Annotated in this window: 18 protein-coding genes; 10 read left to right on the top strand and 8 right to left on the bottom strand. The window is 65.0% G+C overall.

Annotated features, from left to right (window positions below; genetic code table 11):
* Nucleotides 1-8 precede the first annotated feature (8 nt).
* From AB0H49_RS22775 to AB0H49_RS22790, 4 genes are all read left to right on the top strand, one after another.
* Nucleotides 9-587: a 3-phenylpropionate/cinnamic acid dioxygenase subunit beta gene (locus tag AB0H49_RS22775; protein WP_357254148.1), complete on the top strand. Its 579-nt coding sequence runs from the start codon at nt 9-11 to the stop codon at nt 585-587.
* A gap of 79 nt (nt 588-666) precedes the next feature.
* A complete protein-coding gene (locus AB0H49_RS22780; RefSeq protein WP_357254221.1) occupies nt 667-1,494 on the top strand; it encodes an alpha/beta fold hydrolase in 828 nt (275 codons plus the stop codon).
* A complete protein-coding gene (locus tag AB0H49_RS22785; protein ID WP_357254150.1) occupies nt 1,491-2,324 on the top strand; it encodes an SDR family NAD(P)-dependent oxidoreductase in 834 nt (277 codons plus the stop codon). Before AB0H49_RS22780 ends, AB0H49_RS22785 begins: the two co-directional genes overlap by 4 nt.
* A 211-nt stretch (nt 2,325-2,535) precedes the next feature.
* The gene (locus tag AB0H49_RS22790) at nt 2,536-2,994 is read left to right on the top strand and encodes a hypothetical protein (protein ID WP_357254152.1); all 459 of its coding nucleotides are present in this window, start codon (nt 2,536-2,538) and stop codon (nt 2,992-2,994) included.
* Between the two features lie 4 nt (nt 2,995-2,998).
* Here the strand turns inward: AB0H49_RS22790 and AB0H49_RS22795 are convergent, their stop codons facing one another.
* A complete protein-coding gene (locus tag AB0H49_RS22795) occupies nt 2,999-3,628 on the bottom strand; it encodes an XRE family transcriptional regulator (RefSeq protein WP_357254154.1) in 630 nt (209 codons plus the stop codon).
* A gap of 159 nt (nt 3,629-3,787) precedes the next feature.
* Here AB0H49_RS22795 and AB0H49_RS22800 point away from each other — a divergent pair, with 159 nt between their 5' ends.
* Complete coding sequence (locus tag AB0H49_RS22800; RefSeq protein ID WP_357254156.1) at nt 3,788-4,567, top strand: IclR family transcriptional regulator; 780 nt, start codon at nt 3,788-3,790, stop codon at nt 4,565-4,567.
* Nucleotides 4,568-4,731: 164 nt separating this feature from the next.
* Here AB0H49_RS22800 and AB0H49_RS22805 read toward each other — a convergent pair whose 3' ends face one another.
* From AB0H49_RS22805 to AB0H49_RS22820, 4 genes are all read right to left on the bottom strand, one after another.
* Nucleotides 4,732-5,976 carry an FAD-dependent oxidoreductase gene (locus AB0H49_RS22805; protein ID WP_357254158.1) on the bottom strand — a complete coding sequence of 415 codons (1,245 nt, stop codon included), beginning with the start codon at nt 5,974-5,976 and terminating at the stop codon, nt 4,732-4,734.
* Between the two features lie 54 nt (nt 5,977-6,030).
* Entirely contained in the window at nt 6,031-6,351 is a 321-nt protein-coding gene (locus AB0H49_RS22810; protein WP_068062048.1) for a 2Fe-2S iron-sulfur cluster-binding protein, read from the bottom strand.
* Nucleotides 6,352-6,393: 42 nt separating this feature from the next.
* Complete coding sequence (locus tag AB0H49_RS22815) at nt 6,394-7,293, bottom strand: SDR family oxidoreductase (RefSeq protein WP_357254223.1); 900 nt, start codon at nt 7,291-7,293, stop codon at nt 6,394-6,396.
* A gap of 141 nt (nt 7,294-7,434) precedes the next feature.
* Nucleotides 7,435-8,889, bottom strand: coding sequence for an aldehyde dehydrogenase (locus AB0H49_RS22820; protein WP_357254225.1), 1,455 nt, complete (start codon nt 8,887-8,889; stop codon nt 7,435-7,437).
* 604 nt (nt 8,890-9,493) lie between these two features.
* Between AB0H49_RS22820 and AB0H49_RS22825 the strand changes: the two genes are divergently transcribed.
* The 3 genes from AB0H49_RS22825 (at nt 9,494) to AB0H49_RS22835 (ending at nt 12,869) form a co-directional block, all read left to right on the top strand.
* On the top strand, nt 9,494-10,780 hold the full coding sequence (locus tag AB0H49_RS22825; RefSeq protein WP_357254160.1) for an alpha/beta hydrolase: 1,287 nt from the start codon (nt 9,494-9,496) through the stop codon (nt 10,778-10,780).
* Between the two features lie 43 nt (nt 10,781-10,823).
* The gene (locus tag AB0H49_RS22830) at nt 10,824-12,260 is read left to right on the top strand and encodes an aldehyde dehydrogenase family protein (RefSeq protein WP_357254162.1); all 1,437 of its coding nucleotides are present in this window, start codon (nt 10,824-10,826) and stop codon (nt 12,258-12,260) included.
* Nucleotides 12,261-12,359: 99 nt separating this feature from the next.
* Nucleotides 12,360-12,869 (top strand): nuclear transport factor 2 family protein, encoded by a 510-nt coding sequence (locus AB0H49_RS22835; RefSeq protein WP_357254164.1) that lies wholly within the window; start codon nt 12,360-12,362, stop codon nt 12,867-12,869.
* Between the two features lie 104 nt (nt 12,870-12,973).
* Here the strand turns inward: AB0H49_RS22835 and AB0H49_RS22840 are convergent, their stop codons facing one another.
* Nucleotides 12,974-14,347 (bottom strand): MFS transporter, encoded by a 1,374-nt coding sequence (locus AB0H49_RS22840; RefSeq protein WP_357254166.1) that lies wholly within the window; start codon nt 14,345-14,347, stop codon nt 12,974-12,976.
* A 385-nt stretch (nt 14,348-14,732) separates the two neighbouring features.
* Between AB0H49_RS22840 and AB0H49_RS22845 the strand changes: the two genes are divergently transcribed.
* Nucleotides 14,733-15,527: an enoyl-CoA hydratase-related protein gene (locus AB0H49_RS22845; RefSeq protein WP_357254168.1), complete on the top strand. Its 795-nt coding sequence runs from the start codon at nt 14,733-14,735 to the stop codon at nt 15,525-15,527.
* A 598-nt stretch (nt 15,528-16,125) separates the two neighbouring features.
* Here AB0H49_RS22845 and AB0H49_RS22850 read toward each other — a convergent pair.
* Together AB0H49_RS22850 and AB0H49_RS22855 are read right to left on the bottom strand one after the other, a co-directional pair.
* Nucleotides 16,126-17,382, bottom strand: coding sequence for an acyl-CoA dehydrogenase family protein (locus AB0H49_RS22850; protein ID WP_357254170.1), 1,257 nt, complete (start codon nt 17,380-17,382; stop codon nt 16,126-16,128).
* Between the two features lie 134 nt (nt 17,383-17,516).
* Complete coding sequence (locus AB0H49_RS22855; protein ID WP_357254172.1) at nt 17,517-18,764, bottom strand: cytochrome P450; 1,248 nt, start codon at nt 18,762-18,764, stop codon at nt 17,517-17,519.
* Nucleotides 18,765-18,949: 185 nt separating this feature from the next.
* Here AB0H49_RS22855 and AB0H49_RS22860 point away from each other — a divergent pair, with 185 nt between their 5' ends.
* Complete coding sequence (locus tag AB0H49_RS22860; protein WP_357254174.1) at nt 18,950-19,873, top strand: enoyl-CoA hydratase-related protein; 924 nt, start codon at nt 18,950-18,952, stop codon at nt 19,871-19,873.
* Nucleotides 19,874-20,261: the final 388 nt, after the last annotated feature.

Raw genomic sequence — 20,261 nt, forward strand, 5'->3', positions numbered from 1 at the left:
ATGACACCGTGAGCACAACGACAGCGCAGGTACCGTCCGGCCCGACGGCCGGCGCCAAGGCAGACCGCGAGACCCACTTCGAGGTCGAACAGTTCTACTACCTCGAGGCAGAACTTCTCGATGACGGCCGGTTCACCGACTGGCTGGACCTGCTCGCCGACGACCTCGACTACTGGATGCCCACCCGCACCAACAGGCTGCGACGCCAGCAGGCGCTGTCGATCTCCGCCCGCGGCGAGGCCGGCTACTACGACGAGACCAAAGCCAGCCTCGCCTGGCGCATCCGCCGCTTCGATTCCGGCATGGCCTGGGCCGAAGACCCGCCCTCGCGCACGCGCCACTTGGTCACCAACGTTGTTGTCCACCAGGTGGATCCGGAAAACAATGCCGGATTCACCACCCGCGATCTGCTGGTCCGCTCGGCGTTCCTGGTCTACCGCAACCGCCTCGAACGCGAGGAGAACGTCTTCGCCGGCCAACGCACCGACATCCTCCGCCGCGCCGACGCCGGTCTGCGGGTCGCCCGCCGCACGATCCTGCTGGACCAGAACATCCTGCGGGCCAAGAACATCTCCACCTTCTTCTGACCGAGGAGAACCGACCGTGTCCACCACCGAACTCGATCTCACCCTGCAACAACACGACACTCAGCTCACCCGCCATCGCGTGCGGAGCACGCTCGGTGAGATCGCCGTCGCCGAGGCCGGCTCCGGTCCGGCACTGGTGATGCTGCACGGCGGCGGCCCCGGCGCCTCCGGCGTCAGCAACTACCACCAGAACCTGCCCGCCCTCGCGCAGCGATTTCGGGTGATCCTTCCCGACCAGCCCGGATTCGGCGGCAGCTACCGCCCAAGCGAAGCCGACCTCGACGCCCGCTCGATCACCGAGATCACCGTCGACGCCCTCTTCCAGGCGCTGGACGCACTGGGCATCGACCGCTTCCATCTCCTCGGCAACAGCCTCGGCGGCGCCGCCGCCATCGCCATGGCACAAACCCAACCCGACCGGATCTCCGGGCTCGTGCTCATGGCGCCCGGCGGCGGCTGGCTGCCCTTCGGGCCGACCCCGACCGAGGGCCAGAAGGAGATGTTCCGTTACTACAACGGCGGCGGACCCACCGAGAAGAAGATGGCGAACTTCATTCGCACGATGGTCTTCGACCACAAGCAGTTCGGCGAGGACGTGGTCAAGGCCCGCTACCAGGCCTCGCTCGATGCCAGCCACATCGAGTTCTACCACCGCTACAACGCCGCCTTCGCCAAACGCCATGGCATGGACCCGCTCTGGCGCGACCTGCACAAGATCACAGCACCCACCCTGCTGCTCTGGGGCCGCGACGACCGCACCATCACCCTCGACGGCGCCCAGATCATGCTCAAGAACATCCGCGACGTACAGATGCACGTCTTCGGCAACTGCGGTCACTGGGTTCAGCTCGAACGCGCCCGCGAATTCGAACGCCTCGTCGGCGACTTCCTCGCGGAGCTGGCGTGACTGGCTGGCTCGACGGCTACACCGCCCTCATCACCGGCGGCGGCACCGGCATCGGCCGTGCCGTCGCCCACCGGTTCGTCGCCGAAGGCGCCTGCGTCACCGTCCTCGGCCGCCAACTCGATCCGCTGACCGAGTCCGTCGGGAACTCCCCCGACCCGTCGCGCATGCACGCGATCCAGGCCGATGTCCTCGACTCCGATCAGCTGCATGCCGCGGTCGCCGAAACTGTCGACCGGTTCGGCAAGCTCGATACCCTCGTCGCCAACGCCGGCATCTGGGACTATCAGCGTCAGCTCACCCGCCTGACCGCCAAGGAACTGTCCGACACCTTCGACGAACTGTTCTCCGTCAATGTGAAGGGGTATTTCCTTGCCGCGGAAGCGGCTTGGCGGGAGTTGGTCAAGACTCGCGGCAGCATCGTCATGACCTTGTCCAACGCCTCCTTCTACGTCAACGGCGGCGGACCGGTCTACACCGCCAGCAAACACGCCTGTCTGGGGCTGATGCGCGAACTCGCCTACGAACTCGCACCCAAGGTCCGTGTCAACGGCGTCGCCTGCGGCGGCATGAACACCGATCTGCGCGGACCGGAATCTCTTGCCCTGCAGGGTCGTTCGCTGGCGACATCCTTCGCCAAGAAGGGCGCCGACGCTGCACCGCCACCGATCCCGCTGCACGACTCCAGCACCGACCCGCACGATTTCACCGGCTCGTACGTGCTCCTCGCCTCCCGCGAACAGAGCGGACCCATCACCGGCCAGGCGATATCCGTCGACGGCGGCATCGGCGTACGCGGCTTCGCCACCGCGGCCGGTGGCGACCACCTGTGACACGCTCACCCGACAAGCCCCAGGAGATCTGGTGATCACGGCGCATCTGGCAAGTTCCACAGTGGATGTCAACCCGGCGGCGGCCATCCATGCCAGCGTCCCGAGCTGGCGCGCTACAAGCTGCCGAGACGGCTGAAACTGGTGAACACGGTGCCACGCAACGTCATCGACAAAATCGCCCTGAGCCGCTTGATCGCCGAAGAGAACTGACATGTCCATTCCAGCGATTCCCATCCCAGCACTCCCCGCGCCCTGGGTTGTGGCGGCCCGCTCCCACTTGCGAACAACGGCTCTGCTCGATGTCTGTCGCCCCACCGGTATTTCCGCGACCGTCGAACTCGAACGGGCCGCCATCGGCCGACTGCGCCACACCTACCCCGTCAACGCGCACGACATCGAGGCCCGCGTCATCGGCGCCATGCCCGAGCCGGTGCTGTCCGATGTCCTGGCCGCGCTCAGCGCCGCCGTCACCGTCGCCGACCCCCTGTGCCGACGACTGGTGTACGCCGCTCCGGCCGGGGATGTCGGCGCCATCGCCGCGGCCGAGGCCGTCGGCTTCCGTCACGTCATCGATGTGGATCTACCGGACGCCGAACTGAGCCTGCTGGTATTCGAACCCAGCTGGGTCGGCGCCGACGACATCGATCTCGACCACGTCCCCGGTACCTGACCGGTCATCGTTCCCCGATCGGACTGCTCGGTACCGGGGAGACGGTCGGGCCGAACTGACGAACCTGCGGGAGGGTGGTGACCATGTGCGCCACCACACGCTCACTCAGGCAGACATGGCGATGCGGGACGTCCCCCGGAAACCGGACGAAATCCCCGGCCGCGAGATCAACAGTGTCGTTGAGCGGACCGGTACGCAGCTTCCCGGTGATGACGTAGATGTGATGCAGCGTTCCCGGCGCATGCGGTTCGATCGGCTCCGGCTCGCCACTCACGCGCTCGAGCCGCAGAATCAGCGTTCGGACGTACCCGGAACCGTAGGTCTCGTCGAGCATGCGTTCCGACCATTGATCACCCTCCACCCACTGACCATCACCGGCCCGCTGCAGATACACCGGCGTGCCCCACTCGGTCAGCAGTCGCCGCGCGGTGACATCCAGCGCCGCGCCCAATTGCGACAGCGTCTCCACCGTCGGGTTGCCAACTCCCTGCTCGATCTTCGACAGAGTCTGCTTCGACAGCCCTGACCGCCGGGCCAGCTCACCCAACGACATGGACCGTTCCACCCGGTAGCGCCGGACATTGCGCGCGACGAGCTCGTTCTCGTTCGTACGACCGTCACTTTTGATATGCATATCGTCATTGTTGACGAACGCGCCGACGCATGTCAGGTGTCACTTTAAATTTACGGTTCGTCATTCTTGACGGACAAGCGGGCGATTTGGATGATGGTCACATAGAAGTGCCACCGGTGTACCGAAATCGACACCGCCCACGAAAAAGAGGACGCCCGCATGACCACCTCGATCGCAGAACCGGTCCGTGACGACCGCGCCGCTGTGGAAAAGGCGATCAGCCTGCTCATCGCCTTCGGTGATCAGGCCAGCACCGGAGTGGGCGTCAGCGAGCTCGCCCGACGTGCCCAACTCAGCAAATCGACCGCGTTCCGCGTCCTGGGCATGCTCGAGCGCAACGGCGTCGTCGAGCGTGCGGGCACCCGCTATCGCCTCGGCGCTCGCCTGCACCAATTGGGCCAGGCGGTGTACGCACCCGAGCACGAACGAGTTCGCGATCTGCTGCTGCCGTTTCTCACCGACCTCTACGAATCGACCCACCACACCGTGCACCTGGCCGCGCTGCACCACACCGACGTCGTCTACCTCGCCAAGCTCTACGGTCACCGCACCGCCGCCGCACCCTCCCAGATCGGCGGCCGCCTGCCTGCGCACTGCACCGCGGTCGGGAAGGCGCTACTTGCCCACACCACCGCGGAAGCACTGGCGCGACCACTGTGTGGACTGACCCCCCACTCGATCACCGACCCGTCGCGGCTGGCCGACGAGCTGGCCGCGATCCGCCGCACCGGCATCGCGTACGACAACCAGGAAAGCCGCATCGGCCTGTCCTGTGTCGCCGCCCCGGTGTTCGACCATCGCGGCCGCGCCATTGCCGCGATGTCGGTGGCCGCCCCGCTCGGGCGCATCGACACCCACCGACTCGAGATCGGCCTCCGGCGGATCTGCGCTGCGGCGTCGCGGACCATCGGACGATCCCAGCTCCCGCGGACCGCCTGACAGCCGGCCCCAGGTCGGACATGGTCGCCGAGCTGACCCGTCGTCGCGGGTGGATGCGGTCGACGCGCTGTATGTGGTGCTGGCCGACGATGCCAACGCCGCGGCCGTTGGCCAGTTAGGGTTCGGCTCCGGCGGCAACGAGCCGTCGGCCCGCCCGGTCTTCCTCACTTCCTTTCGCTGGCCGACACCGCGAGCAGTTCCTTCAGCGGAACCGCCGGATCCGACAGTCGTGCCGGGTCGACCCGAACCTGCGTGGCGACCATCTTCTTCGCGAACATGAAATCCCGCGGGTTGCTGACGACATTGGCGGCACGGACGGTCCCGTCCTTCAGATAGAACAGGCTGAAGCTGCGGCCTTCATCGATACATCCGCGGACGACGATCTCGTCATGGCTCGGGCAGAGCCCCACCGCTTGCAGCTTCACGTCGTACTGATCGGACCAGAACCACGGCACCGCGTCGTGGGGCCGCGCGTCGCCGGTCAGGGTGGCAGCGGCGACCTTCGCCTGTTCCAGGGCATTGGGCACGGACTCCACCCGCCGCAAACCGCCGTTCTGCGCACAGGGATGCTTGGTGCAGTCGCCGATCGCGAGGATGCGAAGGTCGGTCGTGCGACAGAACTCGTCGACCACGACACCTCCGTCGACAGCGAGTCCGGCCTCATGGGCCAGCTCATCGTTCGCCTCCATGCCGATCCCGACGACGACCACATCAGCCGGCAGCGTCACACCATCGGTCAGCTTCACGGCCACGGCCCTGCCGTCCGCCCCGACCTCCACCGAATCCACCGAGGCACTGGTCCGGATGTCGACGCCATGCTGCTTGTGAACCCGTTCATAGAACTCGCTCACGACGGGTACGGTGACTCGCGCCAGCACTCGCGGCGCTGCCTCGATGATGGTCACATCGAGCCCGGACTTCCGGGCGACGGCAGCCACCTCGAGCCCGACGTAGCCCCCGCCGAGAACGACGAGCCGCGCTCCAGGGGTGAACTGCGAACGCATCTCATCGATGTCGGCCAGTCGGCGGAGCGTGTGGACGTTGGGGGCGGCGTGCACCGTCGCATCCGGCAGCAGTCGCGCTCGGCCACCTGTTGCCAGGACGAGCCAGTCGTACGACACGTCGTGGACACCGTCAGGGCCCTCGGTGCGGACGGTCTGCGTCGCTCGGTCGATTCCTGTCACCCGAGTCTCGAGCCTGACATCGACCCGCTGGTCGTCGTACGTCGCCGGCGGTCGGATGTGCAGGTCGGCCGAGGCGACGTCGCCCAACAGATAGCCCTTGGACAAGGGCGGTCTGCTGTAGGGGTGCGTCGACTCCTCGGCGAGAATCGTGATGGGTCCGGCGAAACCGAGCATTCGCAAGGTGACAGCGCACTCCGCGCCGGCCTGGCCGCCGCCGACGATCACCACTCGATCGTCGGCGCGTGCGGATTCGATGTTCGGGAGTTTCATGCTTATCTCCTATTGCACATCCGGCACGGTCACCACGATGCCGTCGATGTCGGACGAGAACTTCACCTGGCACGAGAGTCGGCTGCACTCGGTCGGTTCGGCCGCAGCGACCTCCAGCATGTCCTCCTCCTCCTCCGATCGCGGCGGCAGGAGCGAGACCCATCGCTCGTCCACGAACACATGGCAGGTGGCACAGGACAACTCGCCACCGCATTCGGCCTGGATTCCCGGCACCAGGTTGGCGCGCGCCACCTGCATCAATGACTGCCCATCTTCGGCGGTGGCGTCCGTCTTGGTGCCGTCGGCGCGGATGAAGACCACATGTCCCATAGCGTCACTTTCCCTTTACTGCGAAATCTGCGAGGGCGCCTGTCAGCGGGCGCCCATGAACGGGCACGCCCCGACGTCACCGGATCCGTCATGTGCGTGCTCGCCAGGCGCTTCGACGAGAGGCAACTCCTGCACGTCGATCATGAGCGCACGGGCGTGTTCCATTGCGAATGCCCGGCTGAAGGGGTTTGTCGCGATGACCCGAGTGCCCCCGAGGAGGCCGTCGTACGCCTTCGCCGCGACAATCGACGACTCCTGCGCGAAGGGCAGGATCGCTTGCGCTACCGCCGGATCGGCGTCCACAGCGGCTTGGACCTTCTCGGTCAGCGTCCATCCAGGCGCGAGCATCGAGACGCCGACACCCCAGTCGGCCAGATCGCGATGTGCTGTGAGGGTCAATCCCAGTGTCGCGAACTTGGTGGTGGTGTAAACGCTGAACGGCTCGACATGCGGGGGGACGCCGAGCGAATGCTCGGAGCCGGTGTTGAGCAGATACGACGGTCGACCGGCCGTCGCGGCGTCGCGCAGGAACGGCGCAAAGACGTGAACGATGTTGATGGCGCCCTCGACGTTGACCCGCACCATGCGGCCCGCGAGCTCGGGGGCTGTCTCCTGCAGCGTGCCCGGTACGGCGAAGACCGCGTTGTTGCACACCACGTTCACTTCACCGAATCGCTCGACGGTCGCGTTTGCCAGGCGTCGCACGTCCTCGATATTCGAGATATCGGCCACCACGGAAGCAGCGTCGCCGCCGACCTCACGGAGCTCGTCGACGGCGGCCGTCGCGTCGTCGATGTCCGCGATCATGACCTTCGCACCGCGGTTGACCGCTTCGCGCGCCAGCGCCAGACCGATACCCGTGGCACCACCGGTCACCACGACCACCGCGTTGCTCAGATCACTCATTCTGGCTGTCTTTCTATTTGGGGCCGTGACGGCCATCACTTTGTATGACGGTATCCCGTAGACTATTTTTCGTCAACCGCCTCGGATAACCGGAGCACGGCCGGAATCCTTCTGGCAGCGCGAACAGCGAACCCGGCACGAGGCCCTGGGTCCCCGTGCCGGTCCAATTGCAAGAGTTCAGTGGCGCCCGAACGTTTGCTGGTTACCCTCATCGATGTACACGGATTTGACCTCGGTGTAAGCGTCGAGCGCGTTCACCCCGAGCTCGCGCCCGAGTCCGCTCTGCTTGAAGCCGCCGAACGGGGTGGCGTAGTGGACGACCCGGTAGGTGTTGACCCACACGGTTCCGGCCCGCAGGCGCTTGACCATGCGATGGGCGCGGGCGACGTCGGAGGTCCACACAGCGGCCGCGAGGCCGAAGTCGACGTCGTTGGCCAGGCGCACAGCCTCGTCCTCGCCGCTGAACCGGACGAGACTCGCCACAGGACCGAAAATCTCCTCCTGGGCAAGGCGCGACCGGTTCTCGACACCAGAGAAGACAGTGGGGCGGACGAACAGCCCCCGCTCGGTCTCCGGGGTGTTCTCGCGTGCGCCGCCCGCGGCCACCACGGCGCCTTCGTCCTGACCGATCTGGATGTACTCGAGCACACGATCGAACTGGTTACGACTGGCCACAGGACCGACATCGACTGTTGGATCCAAGGGGTCGCCGAGCTTGAGGTTCGACGCCGCCTCGGACAGCCGCGCCACGACGTCGTCGTACACCTCGTCTTCGACCAGGACGCGAGATCCCGCCATGCAGGTCTGCCCGGTGGCCGCGAAGATCCCTGCCATCACGCCGTGGACCGCGTTGTCCAGATCGGCGTCACGGAAGATGATGTTGGGCGACTTGCCGCCGAGCTCGAGGGTGACGCGCCCGATGCGCGGCGCCGCCGCGGCCAGCATGGCCTTACCCGCGGCGGTCGACCCGGTGAAGCCGATCTTGTCGACGCCGGGGTGCGAGGCGAGCGCCGCACCAGTGGGCTGACCGAATCCGGTGACGACGTTGACGACACCGGCAGGGAAGCCCGCCTCCTCACAGAGCTCGGCAAGGCGAAGGGTGGAGGTAGGCGTCACCTCGGAGGGCTTGATGACGATGGTGCATCCGGCCGCGAGAGCCGGAAACAGCTTCCAGCACAGAAGCATGAGCGGAGAGTTCCACGGCGTGATCGCCGCGACGACTCCGACGGGTTCCCGGAGGTTGTAGACAGTGTGACCGGGAACCCCCTGGACAGTCGACCCACCCATTGTCTCCGCCAGCCCCGCGACGAACCGAGCCGTTGCGGCCATGCCGTGCGAGCCGCCGGTCATCTCGCCGATGAGCTTGCCGTTCTCGTGGATCTGGATGCGAGCCAACTCGTCGGCGTTCGCCTCGATCAAGTCGGCGAGCTTACGCAGCATGGTGGCGCGGGTGGCGGCTGACGTCTGCGGCCAACCGCCCTCGTCGAAGGCGTGCCGTGCGGCGGCGACGGCACGATCGACATCCTCGACGGTCCCCACGGGCACACGCCCCCAGGGTTGGTTGTCGAATGGATCGACACACGTGAATGTGTCACGCTCCCCGATCTCGATCCACTCGCCACCGATGTACATCGCGTAGTCGCGATCGGTTTCTGCCGGAAATCGGGTCGCCGTGGATTTCACTGGTGCGGTCACACTGAATCAGTCCCTTCGATTGCGGGTCGCCGGCCGCTGGTTCACACGCCGCAGGCATAACCCCCGGCGGCGAAAGGCGTTTGTACGACGGTATCCCGTCCGACATTACGTGTCAACGATCACAAGCCGTGGTCAGCCCCCGCTTCGATCCACACGTCGCGCCTGAATCCTCGACACCGCCACGTCGGCCGCCAGCGCGGATGAACTCACCCGGCTCGCGTGTACCACCGCGTATGCCACCCGCCCCAGCAATTCGTCACTGACGACACCGTCGCCAGCCGCCCGTTGACAAGTGTATGACATAGTCCCATACTACGAACGTGAGTGAGCGGGGTCACATGACTGCGACTCTGGCTGTGCCATACGGAGATACAACCCTCCGTGGACGGTGGGCCGTTCGCCCGTCGAATGCCGACGCGACAACTCATGGCGCGGGTGAATAGCAATCCCGGCTGTGCGCGCCGAAGAAGTCTCCAGCCCTGCGGATTCAGGCCACTGTGGCCACATTCGGCGGGCTATGTAATGAACAGGATCAATTGCGATGGTGACAAGCAAACAGAACGACCTCCTACAGAGGCTCGGCTCGGACGGGCGCCTGCACATGCTGCTCGCCGGCTTCGATGGAATCGCCGATTTCCGGTTGGGCGGAGATTCCCTCCGCCTGCGAATCCGCGATGGTGCCATCGAGGCGGACTCGAGCGTCGCCGATCCAGACGTGCTGGTTGAGTTCCCGCCGAAACTGTGGGCTGCTGCGACACAGTTGGAGGCGCCCCCGGGGACGGAGAGCCTGTCGAGTGCGCTGTCACACGGAGCGACCCTGACCGGTGACTGGCGGGCCGTCATCGCACCGTACCTGGCGGCGTGGAGCCGCATTGTGCGAATCGCGTCGGACGCAGCCGCCGGCCGCGAGGAGGTACATGTGGCGTGCGATCCTTTTGTCGACTCGGACGACGCGGTGGGTCGATACGTCCGCTACTCGGTCGGGTCGGAGAATTACCGCGTCTACTACGAACAGTCGGGCCATGGCGAGATTCCGGTGCTGCTCATGCACACGGCGGGCGGTGATGGCCGGCAGTACCGCAACGTTCTGGCCCATCCCCGGTTGCAGCAGAAGTACACACTTGTCGCGATAGACCTTCCCTACCATGGCAAATCACTGCCGCCGGTCGGCATCGCGTGGTGGGAACGGCCGCTGGAGATCACCAAAGACCTTCTGATGGATTGGATCACCGGGTTCATCAAGGCGACTGGGCTGGACCGGCCCATCTTCGTCGGATGCTCGGTCGGCGGACAACTTGCGTCGGATCTGTGCGCCCACCACCCGGAGTCGATTCGCGGCGCGATCGGCGTTAACGGGCTGTACGACATGCGAGGCCTGACCGAACTCGCAGCCATGAACGCGATGTACCACAATCCGGCGATATCGCCGAATGTGGTGCCGGCGATCATGTATGACGCGAGTGGCCCCGGCGCACCCGAGGAGTTTCGTCACGAGTTGGCCTGGATCTACGCGTCCAACCAACGCGACACGTACCCATCGGACTGCGACTACTACTATTTCGGCCACGACCTGAGTGAGAACGGACATCTGATCGACACCAGCCGAACGCCGTTGACGATGCTCACCGGCGAGTACGACCTCAGTGCCGCCATCCCCGAGCACGGTGGTGAGGCGATCGCTCAGAAGATCCCGGGAGCTACTCACCGGGTGATGAAGGGTCTGTCACACTTCGCGCCATCTGATGATCCGGTGCGATTCACCGCGGAACTCGAGCGCGCCCTGGACGAGACAGTCGCCCAATGTACTCCGACACGGGTGTCGGCATGACCTGTCCTGATGTCAGGTGATCAGGGGTGCGGAAAAGAGTGTGATGAGCAGACATTCTCAGACCTCGACTGTCCGGCATTACATCGAAGGACAGTGGTCGGATGCCGACGGATCCGATTTCGCCGAGTTGACGAATCCGGCGACCGGCGAAGTCAGCGGACTACTCCAACTCGGCACTCAGAGCGATGTCGATCGCGCGGTGGAGGCGGCGCAACGGGCCTTCATCTCGTACTCGTCGACGTCGCTCGATGAGCGAGTCGACTTGTTACGCGCGGTCATCGCAGAAATCGAGAAGCGTGGCGACGACCTCGCCGAGGCAGTCACCACCGATATGGGCATGCCTATCGAGCTCAGCAAGCTGGTGATCGGCTCGGCAGTCCAGTCGTTCCAGGTGCTCGTCGACGAATTACCGTCGTATCCTTTCGAGAAGCGGCACGGGGACTACCTGGTTGTTCGGGAACCGATCGGTGTTGCCGCGCTGATCCCCCCGTGGAACTACCCCTCCAGGCAGATTGCAGGCAAGGTGGCGCCCGCGATCGCGGTCGGATGCACCGCCGTCCTCAAACCGGCCGAACTCGCCGCGCACAGCGGGGCCGTCTTCGCCGAGATCTTCCACGGCGCCGGGGTGCCCGCCGGCGTGGTCAACGTGGTGAACGGGTTCGGGTCCGTCGTCGGTTCGGCCTTGAGCAGGCACAACCACATCGACGTGGTCTCGTTCACGGGATCTACGGCGGTGGGAGTGCAGGTGCAAAGAGACGCTGCCGACACCGTGAAGCGGGTGAGCCAGGAACTGGGAGGGAAGTCCGCGCACATCGTCTTGCCCGATGCGGACTTCGAGGCAGCGGTGAAGACGTCGGTGGACGGGGTCATGCGCAACTCCGGCCAGACGTGCTACGCGCCGACACGAACCATCATTCCGCGAGCCGAACGTGACCGGTTCGTCGAACTCGTGCGAAAAGCGGTCGACGCCATCACCGTTGGTGCCCCTTCCTCGCCCGTCGCGATGGGTCCGGTCGCATCCGAGAAGCAGTGGCAAACGGTGCAGCGGTACATCGAGACCGGCATCCGAGAAGGCGCGACTCTCGTCGTCGGCGGAACGGGCCGCCCCGAGGGCCTTCCGGACAGGGGCTGGTTCGTACGGCCGACCGTGTTTGCGGACGTCAGCAACGACATGACCATCGCCAGAGAAGAGATCTTCGGACCGGTGATGTCGATAATCGGTTACGACACAATCGAGGAGGCAATCGACATCGCCAATGACACCCCCTACGGTCTGGCCGCTTTCGTCGACGGCGCAGACGTGGAAAAGGCGAAGCAGGTGGCACGTCGGATACGAGCCGGGCAGGTATCGGTCAACACGTCGGCCCTGAACCCGAACGCTCCGTTCGGCGGCTACAAGCGGTCAGGTAACGGACGCGCTTGGGGGATATGGGCCATCGAGGAGTTCCTGGAAACGAAAGCGCTCGTCGGCGCGGTGTGAAAATGACCGAGCGCCCATAAGCGAGGAACGCAATACCACTGAGTTCGGCGTCTGCGCTCTCGGCGCAGACGCCGAAATCTTTGCGCGAGAAGGAGAATCATGACGGATACATCCAGCGGCGCCCAAGGCGACGCAGAAAAATCGCAATGGATGTGGGACATTCTAAGTATCCAACAGATCGTCGCGCGGTATGTGCCCGCGCTCGATGGTGAGGTAGGCGAGGTAGTCGCAGGCGACTTCATCGAACATGGTGTCTTCGATCTGGGAACCATCGGCCGATTCGAGGGCCGCGACGAGATCCGCGCGTTCGCCACGCGTGAAACCTGGCAACCCGAGCAACTGGCTACGATCGCTCGGGGCGGCGGACACTTCCTCAGCCCACCCATGATCGAGATCGACCAGGACGAGGCGGTCGCGACGTGCTCTTCCCTTTTCTTCCTCCGCGACAGTGACCACTACACGTTGACCAGACTGACCGCGGTGCGCCTCGAACTACGCAGGATCGCGGACGAATGGAAGATCGTGCGCCGATTCAATCGGCTGATCGACGAGACCGGCGAAGGGGTCGCGCTGTACCGGCAAGCGTTCGAGCATCCGTCGAATCGGTAACGCGCGCGCGATCGACCAGCAGACGCCACAAATCATGGTCGGCATCGGCGGCGAGCGCCTGTCGCCGAGTCTCCGGCAGGAGTCACTGGGGGCCTACGGACAGGTCATCGGGTAGCCGGAAGCCCCCGGTCTCCCACCACCATGACGACCACGACACCGGCGAGTATCACCATGGTGCATGCGATTCCGGTCAGCCCTGCGTCGTTGGCGCCGACTGGATACCAGAATGCGATCACGCCGCTCGAAACGATCGCCGCGACATTGGCGCCCGCTCTCATCGCTCCCGCCGCATTGCCCATACGCTCGCGTGGCGCCTGCTTCAACAGGGCCGACTGGTTGGCCACCGTGGTCAACCCGGTCATGAGCCCCACTCCGATCGCAGTAGGCAGCGCCCACCACAGCGACCCGGAAAGCCCTATTCCGGCCAGCGCCGCGGTTCCGGCCACACCGAGAACGGCGCCGACTACTAGAGGACGGCGGATGCGCGCACTGCGTGCGGCCAGTCCCGCGGTCGCAATCGAGATCAGTGTCGTCGGCGCGACGGCCGCGGCTGCCACAAGGCTGCTCGCAGTGCGCATATCCTGCAGCCATTGGACGAAACCGTAGAGGTAGCAGTACATCACTACAGAGGTCAACGCGTTGCGCATGAGTGTCATCGCCAGGGAGGGATGACGCCTGATCATCGTCACGTCCAGGAAAGGCGATCGGGCTCGACTTTCCCGAAATGCGAACAGGATCGCCGCTGCGCCCGCCACCGAGTACATTTCCCAACCTCCGCGAGGGTCGGGTATCAGTGCCACCGACAACGCCGTCACCACGCCCGCGAACAGGGTCACTCCCCCGATGTCGAGCTGACCGAACACCGATCGCGGTTCGAGATTTCGGCCGCGGCGATCGTCGCGCGGGAACCACGCCAGGCCCGCCAAGGCCAAGGCCAGGCCCAGTGGAGCGTTGACCCAGAAAACGGCGCGCCAGCCCCACAAGGCGGTGAGCACACCTCCCACCGGGAGCCCGAGTGCGCTCGTCACTTGGACCGCGATCGCGATCGCTCCGAGGATGCTCGACGGCACCCTGACACCCGTACTCGACTCACGTTGACGCAGCAGCACCATCGCGGTCGGATATCCAGCAGCGGTTCCGATACCGGCGAGAACACGCGCCGCCAGAAGCCCGGCAAGGGATCCGGCAGTACCTCCCACCAGCCCGGCAACTGCGACGACGCACATTCCGGCAACGAAAGTGCGCCGCGGACCGACCAGATCGGCCACAGCCCCCAACATCGGCTGCGCGATGGCACTGGCCACATACAGTGTCGACACGAGGGCTATCGCAGCACTGGGCGCGACGGCGAGGTCATCACCAAGAGGCACCAATGCCGTCGCGATCATCGAGGTGTTCAACGCATTCACCGATGCGCCACCGACCAGCGGCCAGACGATCGCACGCGGGTAGGCCCCCGTATGCCACCACGACTTCATGAGGCGCGCTCACTGCAGGGGTGAGCACTCCGAGAGGCGACCGCTCGTCTCCAAGGCAATGGTGAAGTCACCTCACTGTCTCCATTTCTCGACTGCATCGACGAGCAGGCGACCCCCTCGGCATGACGCAAGCCCAGAAACAACCTCACCCACAAGGCATTTCGGCCTGACCAGCATGTTTTGCCGCGAAGCCTCGCACGTGGGAGAGCGTTGTTCCCTTCACCCGCCCGGGCCGAAGCGGCACGGTTTAGTATTACATACTACAAATCGCATCACGCCCGCACCTCGAGAGGCCGCCGAGGGACACTCCGCGGCGACCCGCCTCTGAGCGCCCCGCCTGGATGCCGCGCCAGGCACTCCCATCCCCACACCAGAAAGAACCGGAATGACGCAGAATGAACACCTTCCGCCTCTCGTCGAAGACAAAGACGGGGTTCTCTCCATCACTGTCTCCACGTCGCGAGCAGGTAGTTCCCTCTCGCCCGAGGCAGTCCGCGACGGAACGGTCGCACTGCAGGAGCTGGCACGTGGTGAGCGAACGTCCGGCGCGATCCTGCTCCTCGGGTCCGGACCGAACTTCTGCGCCGGCGGCAACGTGAAAGTGTTTGCCGACGCCGGCGATCGTCCGCCCCGAACACGTAAGGCGGCCGACGACTTTCACGACTTCATCTCGGCCCTGGTCGAAGCCCGCCGGCCAATTGTCGCCGCGGTTCGCGGTTGGGCGGCGGGTGCGGGCATGAGCCTCGCGCTGCATGCCGACATCGCCATCGGGGGCACGTCCACTCGCTTTCGGCCCGCGTACCGCGGCATTGGACTCTCTCCCGACGGTGGGATGACGTGGACACTGCCGCGGGTGGTCGGTGACGCGCGTGCGCGGCGGATCATCCTCACCGACGAGATCATCGATTCCGACGAAGCCTTGGCTCTAGGACTTCTCGCACGAGTTGTCGAAGACGACGAGGTTCATGGGGTAGCGCGAGCGATCGCAGCCGATCTGGCCGCCGGGCCTCGGGATGCGCTGTCGGCGACCCGAAGCCTCCTCGCGGATTCCGCGACATCCAGCCTCGGTGACCACCTGGTCGCCGAAGCACGGTCGATCTCGCGGCTCGCCGGCCTACCGGACGGGATCGAAGGTGTGGATGCGTTCGTCGCGAAACGTGCCGCGAAATTTGGCCGGTAGAGCCCGTCGGCGCACGACCTCGCTGTGCGATCGACCGACCCGGCTCACCAGAGGACAGTGCGGCCGGGTCGGCTGAGCCGCTGTCACGACAAAACGCGACGAACCGGAAGTTCCGTCAACTGGTTGATGAAATTGGAGTAGCCGCGCCGCGGTTCTCCGTCCAGTTCCAGCTCGATTCCGCGCGATCGAGCGGCGGTGCACCTCGTCGGGCCGTCTCGATTCGCATCACACGCGCCGTCGCCCGATCGATTGCCAGCGGACTGCCCGCGCTCGCCCCATGCCGATCGATCAGCCACGCGATCTCAGAACGGGCGCCGGAGCCGTTCGAGTGATGCGTGCGCTGGCGATTCATTCACGGACCACGCCTCGCTTCGCAACGGGCGTCCGTTTGCCACCCGCTTGCCTGCTCACTCCGGGAGCCTCCCGATCAGCACCTTCGCGAATCCGAGGCTGTCTCCCATCCGGCGGGTGCCGCGGCATCGACCGCACCCACCGACCAGGGCTTGCCGAGCACACGCTCGAACTCGGCATCACCGCCCTGTCTCGCGCCCCACCGGGGCGGGGCCATCCGGGCGGTTCGACTGTGGCACAGCGTTTCTCAGGCGTCGGTCTTGCGGAGCTCTGCCTTGGCCAGAGCGCGCAGGTGCACCTCATCGGGTCCGTCGAAGATCCGCATCGCGCGGTGCCAGCCGTACATCGCCGCGAGCGGCACGTCATCACTGACTCCGGCGCCGCCGTAAACCTGGATCGCACGGTCGATGACGTCGAGTGCCACGCGGGGAACCGCGACCTTCGCGGCCGACACCAGTGTTGCCGCGGCCTTGTTGCCATGAACATCGATGGTCCGGGACGCAAGCTGGCAAAGTAGCCGCGCCTGATCGATGGCCACTCGGGACTCGGCGATCTGTTGCTGAACCACACCCTGATCCGCGAGCGGCTTGCCGAACGCCACGCGGGACTTCGCGCGTGCCGTGAGCAGGCTCAGAGCCCGCTCCGCCGCGCCAAGCGCGCGCATACAATGGTGAATCCGCCCCGGGCCCAACCGCGCTTGAGCCAGCGCGAAGCCCGCACCCTCCTCCCCCAATATGTTGCTCACTGGGACACGGACGTCCTCGTAGACCACCTCGCAGTGACCATGCTGGTCGTAGCGGCCGAAAACCGGCACATCCCGAACCACGGTCACGCCAGGCGTATCCATCGGCACGAGAACCATCGATTGCTGACGATGACGCTCCGCGTTGGGATCGGTCTTGCCCATGACGACAAGAAGGGCGCACCGCGGATCGGCGGCGCCGCTCGTCCACCACTTCCGGCCATTGATGACGTACGAGTCACCGTCGCGGACGATGCGAGTCTCGATGTTCGTGGCGTCCGAGCTCGCCACCCCGATCTCGGTCATCGAGAACGCCGAGCGGATTCTTCCGTCCAGCAGGGGCTCGAGCCACTGCTTCCGCTGCTCCTGAGTCGCGAACAGGTGCAGCAGCTCCATATTTCCCGTGTCCGGCGCTTGCCCGTTCGTCGCTTCGGGCGCCAGATGGAGACTCCAGCCGGTGATCTCGGCAAGTCCGGCGTAGTCCAGCTGGCTGATGCCGGACTCGGCGGGGAGGAACAGATTCCACAGTCCCCGTTTGCGCGCCTCTCGCTTGAGCTCTTCGACGACCGGGGGGACTGTGCTGTCGTGCGGCCCGGCCTTCGCGCGGTAGTCCTCGTACACCTGCTCAGCCGGGAAGACGTGCATGTGCATGAAATCGACCAGCGCGTCACGCAACTCCAGTGCTCGCGCAGTGGGCCGGAGATCGAGCGATTCGACGTCAGGGATTCCAGACAAGGTGGCAGTGCTCGCGATGTGGTTCATCGAGTCCTCAGATCGTTACGACACAGCAGTATTGACATGTCCCCGAACCGGTTTCGCGGGCCGGCCGGCAACAGACCAGCGCGGTCCGGTGGCCTGTTGATCGTGACCACCGAACCGGCCGCTTCGCCTGACGCTCAGGCCCTCCGCACCGGGAGCTCGGTCAGCAGATTGATGTAGTTGGACCAGCCCCGCTTCGGCTCTCCCGCGAGCTCGAGCTTCACTCCGCGCTTGTGCAACTCTTCCCACAAGATTTGCAGCTCCAGCTTGGCCAAGTGGTAGCCGATGCAGCGATGCACCCCCGACCCGAAGGCCAGCGAGTCTGTCTCCGAACGGGAGGGATTGAACCGATCGGGCTCCGAGAACACCGCCGGATCACGGTTGGCGGCAACGTAATACAGCACCATCACATCGTTCTTACGAATCTGCTCGCCAGCGAACGTCAGATCGCGCGTGGCAGTGCGAGCCATCTGATATACGGGAGTGATGTATCGGAGCAGTTCGGCCACCATCCGCTCCGTCTGCCCGGACTTGACGGCGCTGTCGATCGCTTCGGCAGCTTCGGGATCCTGCAAGTACATCCGCATCGACTGCGCGATCATGGTGTGTGTGGTCTCGTAACCCGCAGCCATCATGACCCACATCCACTGCAGGTACTCGTCCTGGTTGATCTCCCCTCGCTCGACACACCGCGCAAGCTCGGTGAACATGTCGTCCTCGGGTTCGGCCAGCTTCTGCTGCTGCATTTTGCGGGCATAGTCGGTGAGTTGCTCGATGATCGGCACGGCGCTGTCGAAGCCTGAGGCACCGTCATCGAGGCCATCGACGTCTTGTTCCGCCTCGAAGTGTTCGGTCACCACCCGGATCATCCACTCACGGTCTTCGCGAGGACTGCCGAGCACTCTCGCCACGACGTAGGCCGGGATCGTTCGAGCGAATTCATCGATGTAGTCGAACTCGGACTTGCCCTCGACTCCGTCGATCACCTCCGTGACGACCTCGCGGATCCAGGGCTCGAAGTTACTCACGATCCGTGGCGCGAAACCTTTCGCCGCCGCACGGCGCAGATAGTTGTGACGTGGGGGGTCCGTGCACATGATCATGTCCGCCGCCGGATTGTCAGGGCCCATGTTCGTCAACGGAAACGCGGGCCCCTTCGTCGACGTGAAAGCGTCCGGGTCCTTCTCGATCTCGACGATGTCCGAGAATCGGGTGACCGCCCAGATCCCGCCGTTCTCGTTCGCGAGCTTGGTAGGTATCCAATGCAGGCCGGGCCGCTCTCGAACAGCCGCGAAGGCCGAATGCGGCACCTCATCGGCATAGGTGGCGGCATCACTGAAGTCAGGAACGGGCAGTACCTCTGCTTTTTCGTCCAACAACGACACAATGGCTCCTTCTGGGAAATTCGCGAAATAGCGCGGATCGTTCCGGCGGACTGGGATCGAAGCAACAGCGCCGCTGCTGGCGCACGGTCGCGCACTCGAAGCGCGACGTACCGATGGTCAACACTTCGAATGGTGTGACCATAACACGTATGACGGTCGACTGTGAAGCGCACCACATTCAATGTATGCTGTATGACAGTAGTACCAACTTGGCGACCGCGTACTCACCAACCTTGAAGGAGAGGCATGATGCGCAGCACAGTCCGATCGAACTGCCATGGCCGCCGACTGGGCCAAGACTCATGAGCCGCCAGTCCTACCAGGGACTCACGCTGAGCCGTGAGCATGCCGGCGTTCTTCAGGTGACACTTGATCGGCCTGAGAAGTTCAACGCTCTGACGTTCGACATGTTCGACTCGATCCGCGATCTGTGCGCCGACCTCGAGGGCGACAACGAGACACGTGCCGTCGTGCTCACCGGTGCAGGCCGCGGATTCTGCGGCGGGCTGGACCTCGAGGCGGTGGCCCAGTTGCTGGAAATGTCGCCTTACGAGTTCCTCCGCGGCCAGGAAAAGTGGGCAGGGGCGGCATTGGCGCTGCGCCGACTCACTACCCCGGTCATCGCCGCGGTCAACGGAGCCGCCGCAGGCGCCGGTCTCTCACTCGCCCTCGCGTGTGACATCCGAATAGCCTCGACCCGAGCCAAGTTCAATGCGGCATTCATCCGAGTCGGCCTCACAGGTGGCGACATGGGCAGCTCTTGGCTCCTACCACGCATCGTCGGGGCCGGAATCGCCAATGAGCTATTACTCACTGGACGTTTCGTCGACTCCCAGGAGGCGCTGCGCATCGGTCTGGTCAACCGCGTCTGCGAACCCGATCAGCTGCTCGAGGCCGCATACGAGATCGCGGACGCGATCGCCGCGAACAGCCCGTTCGGCGTCCGGTTGACCAAACAGGTCATCCAAGCGAACCTCGGAGCAGGCAGCCTGGAACAGGGTATCGAGCTCGAAAACCGCAACCAGGCGCTCACTGCCGCGACCAACGACATGCGAGAGGCTCTCGAAGCCTTCACCAATCGCCGAACACCGAACTTCACCGGCACCTGAGCAGGGTTCGGGCGGACCAGAGAGTCCGGAACGTGCGACCATGGCGATCGTGCGGCTCACCGGCGGCCGAACCGCCCTGGAATGTCCGGGGCGGTTGTCCGTACTCGGCCGCGCGCTTCGACTGGCGCATGCAACGGCCGGACCATCCGGACGAACTCCGGATCGTGGATGCCCCACCGACTGCCGACCGACCACTGCCGATTCGACGGAGCTGGTTGTGCCGCAGAGTGTCGGGTTGCCTGGGTGATGGCGGAGACACCCCGAGCAAGGGTTCCGGCGACTTGCCACCAGCCGACACGCTCAGGGTCGGGCTGTTCGCCACCAGCCGAAGCGTGCGCGTCGACCAGGTCGGCGAATGAGCCGACGCCGACCACCGGATACCGCTGGC

This window comes from Nocardia sp. NPDC050713 (assembly GCF_040654315.1).
Classification (GTDB): domain Bacteria; phylum Actinomycetota; class Actinomycetes; order Mycobacteriales; family Mycobacteriaceae; genus Nocardia.

Coding starts and splice junctions, on each gene's coding strand:
- AB0H49_RS22790 (WP_357254152.1), top strand. CDS start 2,536: ATGTCCATTCCAGCGATTCCCATCCCAGCACTCCCCGCGCCCTGGGTT.
- AB0H49_RS22850 (WP_357254170.1), bottom strand. CDS start 17,382: ATGAACCACATCGCGAGCACTGCCACCTTGTCTGGAATCCCTGACGTC.
- AB0H49_RS22845 (WP_357254168.1), top strand. CDS start 14,733: ATGACGCAGAATGAACACCTTCCGCCTCTCGTCGAAGACAAAGACGGG.
- AB0H49_RS22860 (WP_357254174.1), top strand. CDS start 18,950: ATGCTGTATGACAGTAGTACCAACTTGGCGACCGCGTACTCACCAACC.
- AB0H49_RS22795 (WP_357254154.1), bottom strand. CDS start 3,628: ATGCATATCAAAAGTGACGGTCGTACGAACGAGAACGAGCTCGTCGCG.
- AB0H49_RS22840 (WP_357254166.1), bottom strand. CDS start 14,347: ATGAAGTCGTGGTGGCATACGGGGGCCTACCCGCGTGCGATCGTCTGG.
- AB0H49_RS22830 (WP_357254162.1), top strand. CDS start 10,824: ATGAGCAGACATTCTCAGACCTCGACTGTCCGGCATTACATCGAAGGA.
- AB0H49_RS22825 (WP_357254160.1), top strand. CDS start 9,494: ATGGTGACAAGCAAACAGAACGACCTCCTACAGAGGCTCGGCTCGGAC.
- AB0H49_RS22815 (WP_357254223.1), bottom strand. CDS start 7,293: ATGGCCGTCACGGCCCCAAATAGAAAGACAGCCAGAATGAGTGATCTG.
- AB0H49_RS22800 (WP_357254156.1), top strand. CDS start 3,788: ATGACCACCTCGATCGCAGAACCGGTCCGTGACGACCGCGCCGCTGTG.
- AB0H49_RS22810 (WP_068062048.1), bottom strand. CDS start 6,351: ATGGGACATGTGGTCTTCATCCGCGCCGACGGCACCAAGACGGACGCC.
- AB0H49_RS22820 (WP_357254225.1), bottom strand. CDS start 8,889: ATGTACATCGGTGGCGAGTGGATCGAGATCGGGGAGCGTGACACATTC.
- AB0H49_RS22835 (WP_357254164.1), top strand. CDS start 12,360: ATGACGGATACATCCAGCGGCGCCCAAGGCGACGCAGAAAAATCGCAA.